The sequence below is a fragment of the Nocardiopsis sp. NPDC050513 genome, assembly GCF_044457925.1.
In the GTDB taxonomy this organism is placed as follows: domain Bacteria; phylum Actinomycetota; class Actinomycetes; order Streptosporangiales; family Streptosporangiaceae; genus Nocardiopsis.
Genome location: NZ_JBITHK010000003.1, coordinates 209,653 through 223,225 on the forward strand (window position 1 = coordinate 209,653; position 13,573 = coordinate 223,225).

Below are 13,573 nucleotides of genomic sequence, written 5' to 3' on the forward strand. Positions count from 1 at the left end.
GCGTGTCCACGGAACACACCCTGGACCGCACCAAGCTGCTGGCCGCCCGGTACCGAGCCGCCACCGAGCGCCCGTACCTGGCGTCGGCGCTGTACTCGCTGACCGTCGTGCCCGGCGCGGGGGTGCCGACGATGGGCGTCGACCGGCACTGGCGGTGCTACGTGTCGCCCGCGTTCGTTGCGGCGACCCCGGTCCCGGAGCTGGCCGGGGTGTGGGTCCACGAGGTGGCCCACCTGTTGCGCGACCACCACGGGCGGGCCGATCGCCTGCCCGCGGGCGAACAGCGGGACCGGCTCCGCGTCAACGTGGCGCAGGACTGCGAGATCAACGACGACCTGCTCGCCGACGGGCTGGAGCTACCGAAGGGACGGGTGGAACCGAAGGGATACGGGCTGCCCGCGGGGCTCCTGTTCGAGGAGTACCTGCCGCTGCTGCCGTCGCCGATCCCGTCCGCGTCGGCCGCGGAGTGCGCGGACTGCGGATCGGGGGCCGACGGCGTGCGCCGGGCGTGGGAGACGCCGGAAGGGCACGGCGCGGGCGTGAGCGAGGTCGAGGCGGAGTCGCTGCGGCGCTCCACCGCCGAGGCCGTGCGCGCCCATGTGCGCGCGCGGGGATCGGTGCCCGCGGGGTGGCGGCAGTGGGCGGAGAAGGTCCTGGAGCCGACCGTGGACTGGAGGACGGTGCTCGCGGGGGCCGTCCGCGAGGCCGTGGCCTGGGCGGGGGGCGCGGTGGACTACACCTACCGGCGGCCGTCGCGCCGGGGTGCGGCTCTGCGCGGCGTGGTGCTGCCGAGCCTGCGCCGCCCCGTGCCCCGGGTCGCGATCGTGGTGGACACGTCGGGGTCCATGGACGCGGACGACCTGGCCGCGGCCCTGGGCGAGGTGACGGGCATCCTGCGGGAGGTCGGGGTGGGCGGTGACCGGGTCACGGTGCTGTCATGCGACGCCGACGTCCAGGCGACGAGGCGCGTGGTCAGCGCCGACCAGGTAGAGCTGCTGGGCGGCGGCGGAACGGACATGCGCGTGGGGATCGACGCGGCCCTGGCCGGACCGCGTCGGCCGCACATCGTGGTCGTGCTCACCGACGGGTACACACCCTGGCCGGCGGAACCGGTCTCCGCCCGACTCGTCGCGGCACTGGTCGGCGACGGCGCTCCGGCCCCGCCGTCGTGGGTGGAGAGCGTCCGCGTGGGCTGAGTGCCGGGAGGGCGGCGGCGCACGGGCGGCCGCACGGTGCTGGCCCGCCGCTCGCACACGGCCGTCGGCGCCTCGCTCACAGACCCGGCTGAGCGCCGGAGGCGCGGACGGGCCGACGCCCTCGGCGGGCCCGTCCGGGCACCGTCGACCCCTGGTGCCAGGGGGTGTTTCGTGCGTGGATCGAGGCCGTGCGATGATCATGTCCCGCGGCTCGAGGAGATCTGACAGACGCTTCGTGGGCGTCGCCGGAGCCGTCGCCTCCGAACCGGACCGCCGCCGATGCGCACCCAGCGGCGGCTGACCAACGGCCTACCGCGGCGGGACCCGCCCGAGCGGTACGGTCCGTGGGAGACGGAGTACCGCCGCTGGCATTGCGAGGGCGCCCGGCACCGCGTCGTCGAGCAGCTCCAGGCCCGGGCCGACGCGAAGGAGCTGACCATCCGGGACATCTCGGTAGACTCCACCATCGCCCGCACCCACCGACACGCGGCCGGTGCGCCCGTCCAGATCACTGGCCGTTGCCCAGGGGGCGCGGGAACGCCCCACCGGCGCGAAGGTCGGCTTGTGAGGAGCTACCGAAGATGGTCCAGGGTCTGGTGCGGTCCGTGCCCACGGTGAACGACGCGGTGGTGCGCGGGGTGGTCTACCCCCGGCGGTCCCTGCTTCTGGTCGCCGGAGTACCCGGGGCCGGGAAGAGCACCCTGCTGCGGAGGCTGTTCGGTCTCCGCGGGGACGAGGTGCGGACCGTGCTCACCGCGGACGGTGTGCGGGTGATCGACTCGCTGCAGTCGCGGTACCAGCTGGGACCGCTGCTCCGCCGGGTCCCCTACCCCCTGTGGCGCTGGGTGGTGCACGTACTGCACCTGGCCCGGGTGGCCGCGGCGCTCCGCGGCGGCCCGGTGGTGGCGCACGAGTGCGGGACCCGGCTCCCGGTCCGCGTGCTGCTCGCCCTGCTCTGCCGACTCCGCCGGTACGAGGTGCACGTGCTGATGATCGACGCCACCCCGCAGGAGGCCCGGAGCGGGCAGAACGCCCGGGGACGGCGGGTGACCGAGCGCAGCCACCGGGCGCATTCGCGGCGCTGGCGGCGACTGCGCGCGGCGACCCGGCACGGGCCGACGTCGTTCGCGCCGGGCGCGCGCAGTCTGCTCGTCCTCGACCGGCGCCGGGCGCGGAAGCTGGCCCGGATCCGGTTCGCCCCCTGCGCGAACGCCCGTACTCCCCCGCACACCGGGACGGAGTCGCCCGCTGTGCAGCTTGAACTCGTGATGTCCCCTACCTCGTGACACTGGCTGGTCACGGCGGTACGACGTCCCATGAGACACGCGCGAGGGGGCGGGCCGACGCCCCCGGGAGCGACAGCGCCGAGAGCAGACGCGGCCGGGAACGGCCGAACACTTCGTCCGTGGTGAGGGGACGGAGACCATCGGCGGGGAGTTGCGGGTGACGACGCGGTCGGTGTGACGCTGACGATCCACGGGCGGCCAGGGCGGTGCGCTCGGTGCCCATAGGCGATACCTCTTCAGGCGGCGAAGCTGTCAGCGGAGTGGTTCCGCCTGAAGATGTCCCAGGTCAGACATAGTGAGAGCCAGCGAGGGGACTTGAACCCCTAACCTATCGCTTACAAGGCGATAAGTGTTATGGGAAGTGTCCAAGTGCGGAAAGGGTGCTCTCACCGAGGAGGGAAATCCAGAGGCGAAATCTGTTCTCCAGAGTAGATAGCAGATCCCGCCTCCGCAACCGGTTCCGCAAAACTCTGTGGATAACTCAGCTATCGCCTATCCGCAGGTCATCGGCACACAGAAAAGCCCTGGGCGACGCCCAGGGCCTGATCCAGAAGAAAACTCACCGGCTCCCGCGAAGGAGCTTCTCCCTCACCCTCGCGCTCTCCGGGATGGACACCACTCGGTATCCCGCCTGCCCGATCCGCTTCTCGGTCACGTAGTGGTCCCCCTCCCAGCGCGGCGCCACCTCCATCACGCCCGCCAGGCGCGCAACCTCGTCCTGCTGGTGCCCGTCGCACCCCTCGGTGAAGTAGACGATCTCCACCCGCGTCATCTCCCCCACCGGCAGGTCCGGGTTCGCCTCCAGGTACGACGCGAGCCTGCGCAGATCATCGAGCAGCGCCAGCCGCTCCGAGTGCCCGGCGACCCGCAGGGTGGCTCCCTCAGCCTGCGGGCACGTGCTCCGCAGACCGAACGTCCGACGGCGGCCTCGTCCTCCCACCGCGTACAGCCGCGGCTCGTGCTGGCACCGCCCGCTCTCGTCCAAGCGCCGCATCAGCTCACACCTTCCGGGTCGACAACGTCCTTCACCCCAGAAAGAAGCCACCCACACCCCCGGATTGGACACCGGCCCCGAGATCCTTGCCCCGTCGCCCACCCCCGCCACGAGGAGAAGAGACCAGCGAAAGACATATATGTCGGAGTCGCACAGACGCCCCTCAGCACCCCACATGACCTGCAATGTTAGTGCCTTGCTCGAGCACAACCAAGACGACACCCCAGCGACCACCAACAGGCCACGATCAATACATCAGGCAAAGGAATGGATCTAGAACCTCCAACCATCGAAAAACCATCCCTGCAACAGTCAGACCCGAAATATAAATAAATTATCCAGAGTCAACGCGATGAAAAATAACCTGAATACGATCCGGATCCGGCCAACGAGAGGAAGTGAACACCGAACAAAAGAGTGACCTTCTCAATAGTTTGTAGAGATAGTCGGTTGCCGTTATTTCATATCTAGCAAACTTGGCCACACAATCAGTGGCCACAATTCGCCAACCATCAGGGTTTCCAACACGCTCCCAAAAGAGCTTTCTTCCCGAGTCATCCTCGGCCCAGCAGACGAGATTCGAGAAACTAATCCACTCGGCACCGGAACCCGAGAATCCCGCAGGGAGGATCTCGCCCCCACGAACAAAGAAGCCTGTGTTCTTGTGAATATACTCAAGATCCCTCTGGCTTTGAGGAAAGAACCGATCAATCACCCCAGGGCCCTTGACAATGAGTTTCTTGTCAATGGAGAAGTCTGAGCCGATCTTCGCCACCATTTCAATATAGTCAGTCGGCAGAGGAAGGGAAATCTCATCGCATGAGGGAATCGCAGATTCCCTTCCTTCACCAGCGCGCCCACCCAGCAGAAGATTCCGCAGTTCGTCGACTACCACTGCCTAACACCCCATCCCCCAGGCTCGAACATCGCAGACACACACGCATGTCCACCAAGTGTTCTTGAATTCTGCCTGTTCTCAATACAAGAATTAATATCCAAGCCCCCACTCCCTACAGCTCTGTAGTGAATGTAAGTTGGCATCTCCTGGGCATCAGAGTAGATAGGAACCACCGACATATAGACAGCCTGCCCCTCACTCACCGCATTTCTGATGTCGGCTTCAATCTTGGACATCTCGGGATTATTCGCCCTCGCATGAAGCGTCACCAGGTTCCACGGATCATCGCCACTGAATCCCAAACTATCAGCACCAAGGTGTCCTCTATGGTACTTCCATGACCCGCTTGGAAGAACGTAGTTGTTCGACTCCGTCCCCGTTGGAGTCCCAGGCCACCCAGGAGGATTGATTTCATCATTTGCCCCCGTCCCCCTCCAAAAATCATGGTCATCACAGAGGAGGGCAATTACTCCAATTGCCTTTTTCTGCTCATTCCATCTATTATTACCCGGGATAACTTGACGATCGTTCTGGCAATCACTGTTTCCAACTTGTGACCCCAAAGGCATCCCCCGATAGGAGTCCACGATACTCTCGTACTCCTGTGAAAGTTCCACATGCACATTCAACATGGACTTGTATGCTTGTTTCTCCCTGGCCCGACGCTCCTCGTCCACATCCTTCTGGGAAACCACAGGAGACATAGGCGGGCGGTCCTGTGGGGTATTCAGAATATCGTGAAGGATTTCTTTTCGGTTATCTACAACGATGGGAACATAAGGTTCTCCCGAATCCCACAGCACATGGCCGCCGGACCCGTTCCAGCCGCCACCGCCAGGAGCCCCCCAAGACCTCGGCTTCCCCCAGGAACTCTGAATAAGTCGCTTTCGTTGTGTCATAGTCGGAGGCGTGGAAATGGTTCCACCCCTCGGGGTCGATCCGATTATCGGACCCATGTTTGCCAGGTAATAGAAACCTACTCCGACACCAACAGCGACTACAACAACCGCCGTACCAGCCAGAACATAAGGATTCGCCAAGACTGGAGCGAAACGCGCTCCCGCGAGGCCGAGCCTCAAGACCCGCCCAGGCGTGAGCTTGTTGGTTCTGGAGGGATACGTGAACGGAATAGCGTCGTGACCACTTGGGTCGGTGTACAGCACCGGGTTAGCATTGGCGTAGGTGTACCGATTCGCTTGCACTGAAGGGCTCGGTTCCAGGGTCAGCGTGTCCCTGGACGCGAACCGTCCGCTCCCCGGCTGATACCAGCGCGCGTGCATGTTCACATCGCCGGTTTCCGGATCGGTCCACTCCCCCTGGTAGCCCACCGACGCGATCGGGGACCCGCCCAACTGCTCGCCGAACGGACCGAAATCGGCCGCACTGATGACCGTTCCGGTGCCGGAGTAGGTCGCCACCGTGTCGCCGTGCGCGTTGTTGTACGTCAACGCTGGCGTCTGGCCTCGGTCGAAGACACTCACGGCCTGGCCGTAGGGGTCCCGCCCGTACTGGGAGACCGGTGTCTCCGTACCGTCCAGAACCGCGATGGGGTCGTTCTCGAGGCTGGGATAGACGAACCACTCCGTACCCGCGGAGGTAGTCCGTTCAGCGAGGCGCCCCAGAGCGTCGTAGGCGTACTCGCCGGATCCGTTGCCAGCACTGACCATCCGGTTGAAGCCGTCGAACTCCGGGGTCCGGAATTCTCCGTCGACGAACTGAGAGCTGATCGTTCCACGCGGCGTATAGCTCCAGGTGTCCCCCTCGCTCGACGAGACGAGTCGGTTGCGTTCGTCGAACTCGAAGGTTTCGTCCCCCTCTTGGACCCTGTTTCCGGAGTCGTCCCACGCGTACTCTGTGACCACACCGCCCGGAGCGGTCCATGAGGTCAGCCGCGAGGCGTCGTCGTAGTCGAACTCGTGCGTTCCTTCTGGAGCCACGCCCTCTGCTGTCCGCGCCGTGATGCGTCCAGCCGCGTCATAGGTGTAGCTAGTCCCGAGGAGCCTGCCTCCTGAAGGTGAGGTGAGCACGTCCTCGGTCAGCTGACCCAACGGATCGTGGGTGAAGCTCCGGACGGTTCCGTCCTGGGTGGTGATGGAAGCAGTGCGTCCCGCCTCGTCGTAGGCGATGGACAGGTCCTCGCCGGTGACAGGGTCATGGTGATCGACGACCCGTCCCGCCTCGTCGTAGGCGAATGTTGTGGTCCCCGTCGGGTCCAGACGGGTGGTCGCACGCCCAGCTCCGTCGTAACTGACGGTGGTCCCAGGCGCCATGCCACCGAAGGAGACCGTGTTCGGGCCCAGGAACTGCACCTGGTGTCCGCGGTCGTCGTAGACGATCTCGATGGCTCCGCTGTTCGGAGTGCCGATCGAGGTGGGACGGCCCATCTGGTCGTAGCCGATGTGACGGTCCTGCGTCGTGACCTCGGCCCCTGTCGAGCTCTCCCTGGACAGTCCGCCTAGAGCGGTGAACTCTCGCTCACGGACGACACCGCCGGGGACGTGCTGCTCGACCGGGTTGCCCGCGGCGTCGTAGTACGTGGTCCAGGTGCGATCACTCTCAGTGGGTGTGGCTTCGGTCGCGGGCTCGATCAGCTGCGCGACCTGACCGCTCGGGGTGTAGGTCGTGTGCGTGCTGTTGCCCCTGCCGTCGGTGAGGCGTGTCTGCTGCCCAAGGGCGTCGTAGCCGAAGGTGGTGGTGATGGTCTCGGTGTCGCTGACCGGCTCGATCCGGCTGGTCGGCTGCCCGAGAGCGTTGAACTCCGTCGTCACCGCGTGGCCGAGGGGATCGGTCTCGGAGACGGGGAGTCCGGCGGCGTCGTACGCGACACTCTGCGAGCGCAGTTCCGTGCCGTCCTCCGCGAGAACCGTAGTGCGGATCTGACGTCCCGCCAGGTCGAACTCCGCGACGATCTGAGTACCGATGGGGTTGGTGACCGTGCTCGTCCGTCCGGCGAGATCGTGGTCGAAGCCGGTGGTCTCCCCTGCCGGGTCGGTGGTCGAGACCAGCTCGCCCGCAGCGTTGTAGGTGCTGGTGGTGGCGTTGCCGAGGGGATCCGTGGTGGTTGTCGTGTTACCCATCGCGTCGTAGGCGTACCTGGTCGTGTACGCCGCTGCGGAGGGGATGCGTTCGATCTGCGTGTCGGTGACCTGACGGCCAAGATCGTCATAGGTGGCCTCGATGCGCGCGCCCACCGGGTTGGTGGTGGCAAGGAGCTCCCCGACGGGGTTGTAGATGAACGTCCACTGCCCGGGTTCGGCTGCCTCGTTCAGCGGAGGGTCGGTGATCCCGGCAAGGTTGCCGAGCTGGTCCCACGTGAACGTGCGGACGTTGCCCAGTGCGTCGGTCTGCGAGGCGATACGACCGAGGTCGTCATAGGCGGTCTGCGCGCGAGGCGTGATCTGTGATCCGTCCGCCCCGTCGAAGCTCGGTGCCTGGCTCTCGATTTGCTGACCGACCAGGTCGTAGCCGAATTCCGAGGTGTAGCCCTCAGCGTCCTGCTGATGGGTCAGATTGCCGACCAGGTCGTAGCCGAAGGTGCTGGTGGGCCGCTCGGTGACCGTGGGCTCACCGTAATGCTCGATCGCGACCTCGGGCAGCTGCTCCTCCACCAGACGACCCAGTTCGTCGTAGCGCATCTGCGACGTGAAAGCGGAGGCATCTGCTCCGTCCTCATGCCCGCGCGGGTCCGTGACGGCGGTGACGAGTCCGAGTTCGTCCACCTCGTAGCTGGTGACGAGCTCGCCACCGCTGACCTGTACGGCTTCCTCAATCACCCGTCCACCGCCGTCGTAGGCGTAGCGGGTCTGCTCGGAACGGCCTGAGGGATCGGTCATCGCGGCCGAGAGCGTGTTGCCGCGCCCGTCATAGGTGTAGGAGGTGACGCGGGCGAGCCCCTCGGGATCGAGGGTTTCACTGACGAGGCGGGAGTCGGCGTTCCACTCCATGTCGACTCGGGTCGCCCCGTCGTTGGTCACGGCACGGACGGGGTTGCCCACCGCGTCGTAGGCGTGTTCCGCCAGGACCACGTCGCGCGGTTCCTCAGCGTCGTTGAGCATCGCTCCAACCGCGATGGTCTGCGCTGGTAGCTCGTCCGCGTAGTACGTGTAGGCGGTGGTGCGTCCGACGGCGTCGGTTGTGGAGGCCAAGCGGCCGTCCGGGTCGTAGGCGTTGGACTCAAGTACCAGTTGGGTGGGCTCGTTGTCCTCGTCGGGGTGACCGACCCAGCCCTCGATGGTGCGTTCGGCCACGTGTCCACGGGGGGTGTAGGCGGTGCGGAACACCGTACCGGAGGCGTCTTGGTGGTAGATCTGCGCGCCGGTGTAGTCGTAACCGAAGTGCTCGGTTCGGCTCTCTGGGTCGGTTCGGGCGACCAGGTGTCCGAACTGGTTGTAGGCGAACTGCGTGGTCCTGTCAGGCTCACCGCCGCTCAGGTCACTGACGGTCTGACGGACCACGTTGCCGTCGTTGTCGTAGACGAAAGTGGTCCGTGCCTGGTGGACAGTGTCGGTGAGTTCGTTGGTGACCGCGGGCGCCGTCTCGGTGAGCACTCGTCCGGCGCCGTCATAGGTGCGCGTGGTCGTGATGCCGTTCGGATGGTCGCCCGTGGTGACCGTAGTGGTGAGCACCCGCCCGAGTCCGTCGTAGGTGTACTCGGTCACCAGGCCGGAGGGTTCCGTGACCGAGGTGATGTCACCGTGGCTGTTGTGGGCGAACCGGGTCTTGCCTCCGTCGGCGTCCCAGGATTCGACCAGGAGCCCGGCTGGGACGGTTCCGCCGTCGGTGGCTGCTTCCGTGCCGTCGGTGTAGAAGTAGCGGACCGTGCGGCCGTCCGGGAAGTCCTCGGTGGCGGGGCTGGTCTCGGAGATCTGGTTGCCGTGGACGTCGTAGGCCCACCAGGTGCGGTAGGTGGGGTCGAGCAGGTCCGCGGAACGGGCGTCGTGGTGGGCGGTGAGCTGGTTGTTGCGGGGATCGAAGGGATCATCCGGGTTGTGGTGGTAGCCGAACCATTCCCAGGAGCAGGAGGTGGCGGCCAGGTCCCGGCAGCTCATCTGGCCGATCCGGTTGCCGCGTTCGTCGTTGAAGAACCGCAGTTGGGCTCCGCTGGGCATGGTGGTCGCCACCAGGAACCCGCCCGTGTCGTAGGCGTAGGTGGTTTCGTGTCCCTGTTGGTCAACGTCACTGACACGGCGGTATCCGGCCAACGCGTCGTAGCGGGAAGAGGAACGCTCGACACGGGGGTCCGTGATCGTCACCTCTGCGGTGACTTCGGGTTCCTCGTTGTTGATGTCGCCCTGGTAGCGCTGGTTCGAGTAGAGCCACTTACCGCCGTTGTGGTCGTGGAAGATGCTGACCCGCGAGGTGCTCTCGTCGAAGGACAGGTTGACCATCTCGTTCAACTCGGGCGAGGTGACCGTGTCCAACCTGTCCGCGGGGTCCACACCGGAGGCATGGTGCAGCGCGATGGTGTCCGGGTGCAGAGGGCGCTGGTAGACGGCGACCTCATCGATCTGCCCTTCGAAGGGGAAGTCTCCCAGTGAGGGCAGGGTCTCGGGCCATCCGCTGCCGCCCATGCCGTAGCCGACGTACACGAACCGGGTGTCGCGGTGTTCGACCTGCCCCGTCTTGGATCCGACCTCCTCACCGTCCAGGTACAGGGTTTGGGAGGTACCGTCCGACGTCAGCGCGACGTGGTGCCACTGGCCGTCGTTGACCGCCTGTTCGGTGGTGATGGGGGCGACGCCGCCTGCGGTCCAGAACTGGGCTCGGAGCTTGCCGTCGTTGCCCACGTAGACGAGCTGTGTCCGTTGGTCGGGGTCGGTGGGCTTGTCGAGAGCGCCGATCACGGTGCCCTGTTGGGTGGTGGAGAACCACGCCTCCACGGTGATACGCGCACCGACGCTGTGCAGGATGGAGGTCGGGAGTTCGGCGTAGGCGCCCGAACCCGCGGCCAGGGCGTTGGAGGTGGCACCAGCGAGCGCGCCGTCGGCTCCCAGCGCTGAGCCAACGATGGAGGCGGCCTCGCCACCCAGCTGGCTGGGAACCTTGTTGGCGGCGGTGTCCCCGCTGCTCTCCTCGAAGCGCCAGTAGCCGTAGGGGTTGGAGTCCATGGCAGCGGCGCTGTAGTGCGATCCAGCCGTGTAGGTGTAGGTGGTGCACTCGAGCTCGGGGTTGCACGCCTCGGTCAGCCGCTGCCCGTCGTAGGCGTAGGTCCACTGGGCACTGGTCTCGTCGCCGCCCTGAGCGGTCACCGCGGTGACATGGCCGTCCTGCCAGGTGAACTCGAGGGACCGACCGCCGTCGGAGGTGACAGTGGAGATGTCGCCCGAAGAGTCGTAGGTGATGGTCTGGGATCGGCCACGGTGGTCCGTGACTTCGAGCAGGCGCCCCGCATCGTCGAAGACGTAGGAGGTGGAGGCCTTGTCCATCAGTTGCCACCCGGTGGCCGTCTCAGCGAGCACCGCGTGCATGCCCGAAGGCGGTGTGAAGCTTCCGTCCGCGTTGCGCGCGAAGCGGTGCTGACGGCCGTCCGGGTACGTCAACACAACGTTCCCGGTACCGTCGACGTCCGGCACCAGATCCATGTCGAACCGGGTGGACCAGCCAGCACCGAAGATGGCGTCCTGTCGGGGGTCGGAGGAGTTGTACGTGCGGGTGATGCTCAGCGGCGGACCGACCGTCGGCACGACGGCGTCGGTGACGGTCTGGGTGAAGTTGCCGATGAGCGCGTTGACCGTCCCGTGCCCGTCCGGGTCGCTGCCGGAGAGGTTGGAGGTCACGGCGGGCTGGTCGGGGTCGGCGATCAGCCGCAGCCAGCCGCTCTCGACGGTTTGACTGCTGTCACGGACGAAGACGTTCCACCAGTATTGGTCGCCCCACTCCATGAGGCCGTTGGGTAGCTGCCAGGAGGTCTCGGTCTGCCATCCGGAGTCCACGCACTCCCAGTCCGGCCACTCGCCGTCACAGAAGTTGAACCAGAACTCCATGCCGTCGGTCGGCCAGGCGTCGTTGTTGCGTCCCAGCGCGGTGAACTCAGGGGTCAGCGTCGCGACTCTTGCTCCATCGCGGGGGCTGAAGTCCAGGAGCTGCGGGGGAAGATCGGGGATCTCCAGGTTCACCTGAGCCAGCATGGGGACGCCCCACGCCGCGAACGACTGCGCCTCGTGGGTCATGTCGAACTTGATGGTCCACGTGCCCGGCGGCAGGGGATCGATCTGGGCGTTCACCGTCGCCGTCTGCCCCGTCGCCACGTTCGTCGGCATGGGGGTCGTGGGGGCGATGTGGTAGACGCGGTCGCCCTCCTGGTCGTAGACCTGGTAGCTGAGTTCGTATCCGTTCGTCGGAGTCCAGGTCTCGTGGCCGCGGTTGGTCACCTCGACCTCGACGGAGGTCCCACGGTTGGCGTGGGGCGCAGGGTTGAACTCCGGCGGGGAGGTGGCGAACTCGTAGTCGGCTCGGTAGGGGCTGTAGGTGACCGTCATGTACGGCGCGCCCCACGACTCCCGGCTGCCGAACTTCTTCCAGCCACTGCTGCTGGTGGCGGAGGCGCGGACGGTGAGGCCGTAGTTCGGCTTGTCCCCGTCCACCCACGCCTGGACCAGGTCCCGGCCGCCCGTGCCCAGGTCGATGCCTTCGTATCGGGCGGGGCATGAGCTGGAACTCGCTCCGATCGGCATCCAGCCGCGTGCGAAGCTCTCGGTCCCGAGGGGTGTGGAGCGGTAGTCAGGTCCGGGGTAGTCGGAGATGGACTTCTGGGACCAGGACTCGGTCACCTCGTGGACGTAGACCGGGCTCGGCGTGCACGAGTAGGACCAGTGGTTGAACAGGTAGAGCTCGGCTCCGAAGATCTTGTGGTCGCTCAGCTCGTCGACCATCGCGTTGAACCGCAGGTACGAGGCAGCCCGATGAGAGCCGCCGTCGTAGGTTCCGACCTTCAGTTCCTGCTCGGTGTAGCGCGAGGTGTTGTAGCCGCTCTGGACGTAGGTGTCCTGCGAGGCGTTGTAGTTCCATGTCGACGTGGGGTCCACCGCGACCGGGTAGACACGGTTCTCGTCGGTGAGCCACTCGAAGTCGGCGACCACCTCCAGAACCCAGCCACCGTCCTCCTCGATGAGGGTGAACTCCACTGCCTCGGAGAACTCGCCGTCCCCGGAACGGGGGTCCCGGTTCGAGTCCTCCATGTACCCGGCGGGGATGTGACCGACCGCGTCTCCATCGCCGTTGACGAGGTCGATACTGCCGTCCTCCAACTGGACGGGATCCAGGTCGCCCAGTTCGAGGGGAAAGCGCCAACGCACGTCGTCTTCCGTGGCGGGGACTTCCTGGAGCCAGATGGTTTCCTTGACCGCTCCACCGATCAGTGACGTCAGCTCGATGTCCACACCGGGCAGGGCCTCGGCGTAGACGATCGTGTTGGGCTCGTCCTCCAACACCTCGCCCTGAGCGCTCTGAGCCCCTTCTAGGGAGAAGGACAGGCTGTGGCCCTCGTCCAGCTCCATGCGTGCGAGCGCATCCGCGTCGGCGGTCGCAGCGAAGTCCACCTCCCTGGAGTCTGCGGAGTTGGTCCAGGTAAGGGAGTTCTCAGGCACGAGGTTGGGGTCGATCTCCTCCCAGGAACCGTCGTCCTCCTCGTAGTGCAGGGGCTCCAGGGAGAAGTCGGTGGAAAGCGTGCCGTCCTCGTTCTCGAACGTGCGCGAGTGCTCGTCACGCTCTTCGACGAGTTCCACACTCGTGTCCGGATCGAAGCCCGAGACCTCCGGCTCCGGCTCTTCCTCCACAGTGCGAACCGCAGGCTCCGCATCCGGAGGAGCGAGTGTGTCAGCGTCCTCGGGCAGATCCGGCCACTCCTGGGGCAGGGCGTCCGCAGGGGGATCCACATCCGGCCCCTGACCGGTTGAGGTGCCGTCGACCAGGGCGGTGTCGGCTTCGTGAGAGAGGCCGTCGGCAGATCCGTCACTCTGATCCGGGGTCACCACGTCCGCAGCGGACACCGGGGTGAGCCGGGGCATGCCCGTGTACAGCGGCACGGAGGATATGGAGTCCGACAGCAGCAGGACCAGAGCACTGCCGACTGCGATGAATTTGATCAGCCGACTCGTGCGAGGCTTCGACCGATCGTTCGTGTCACGGCGGGCAACGATGCGCTGAAGCACCGAGCGGGGGGTCACGCGCTGGCCGGTCGACACGACCGGTCACCTCCGGA

General features: G+C 66.0%; 5 protein-coding genes. 2 read left to right on the plus strand and 3 right to left on the minus strand.

The window, feature by feature from the left end:
- Positions 1 to 2 precede the first annotated feature (2 nt).
- Together ACIBFB_RS06150 and ACIBFB_RS06155 are read left to right on the plus strand one after the other, a co-directional pair.
- Positions 3 to 1,196, plus strand: a complete 1,194-nt coding sequence (locus ACIBFB_RS06150; protein WP_397226815.1) for a VWA-like domain-containing protein — start codon at positions 3 to 5, stop codon at positions 1,194 to 1,196.
- Positions 1,197 to 1,777: 581 nt separating this feature from the next.
- The gene (locus ACIBFB_RS06155) at positions 1,778 to 2,482 is read left to right on the plus strand and encodes an AAA family ATPase (protein WP_397226817.1); all 705 of its coding nucleotides are present in this window, start codon (positions 1,778 to 1,780) and stop codon (positions 2,480 to 2,482) included.
- 559 nt (positions 2,483 to 3,041) lie between these two features.
- Here the strand turns inward: ACIBFB_RS06155 and ACIBFB_RS06160 are convergent.
- The 3 genes from ACIBFB_RS06160 to ACIBFB_RS06170 form a co-directional block, all read right to left on the minus strand.
- Complete coding sequence (locus ACIBFB_RS06160; protein WP_397226819.1) at positions 3,042 to 3,476, minus strand: hypothetical protein; 435 nt, start codon at positions 3,474 to 3,476, stop codon at positions 3,042 to 3,044.
- Between the two features lie 334 nt (positions 3,477 to 3,810).
- Positions 3,811 to 4,371: a hypothetical protein gene (locus ACIBFB_RS06165; protein WP_397226821.1), complete on the minus strand. Its 561-nt coding sequence runs from the start codon at positions 4,369 to 4,371 to the stop codon at positions 3,811 to 3,813.
- Positions 4,365 to 13,556 (minus strand): DNRLRE domain-containing protein, encoded by a 9,192-nt coding sequence (locus ACIBFB_RS06170; RefSeq protein WP_397226823.1) that lies wholly within the window; start codon positions 13,554 to 13,556, stop codon positions 4,365 to 4,367. Before ACIBFB_RS06170 ends, ACIBFB_RS06165 begins: the two co-directional genes overlap by 7 nt.
- Positions 13,557 to 13,573 lie beyond the last annotated feature (17 nt).

Coding starts and splice junctions, on each gene's coding strand:
- ACIBFB_RS06155 (WP_397226817.1), top strand. CDS start 1,778: ATGGTCCAGGGTCTGGTGCGGTCCGTGCCCACGGTGAACGACGCGGTG.
- ACIBFB_RS06160 (WP_397226819.1), bottom strand. CDS start 3,476: ATGCGGCGCTTGGACGAGAGCGGGCGGTGCCAGCACGAGCCGCGGCTG.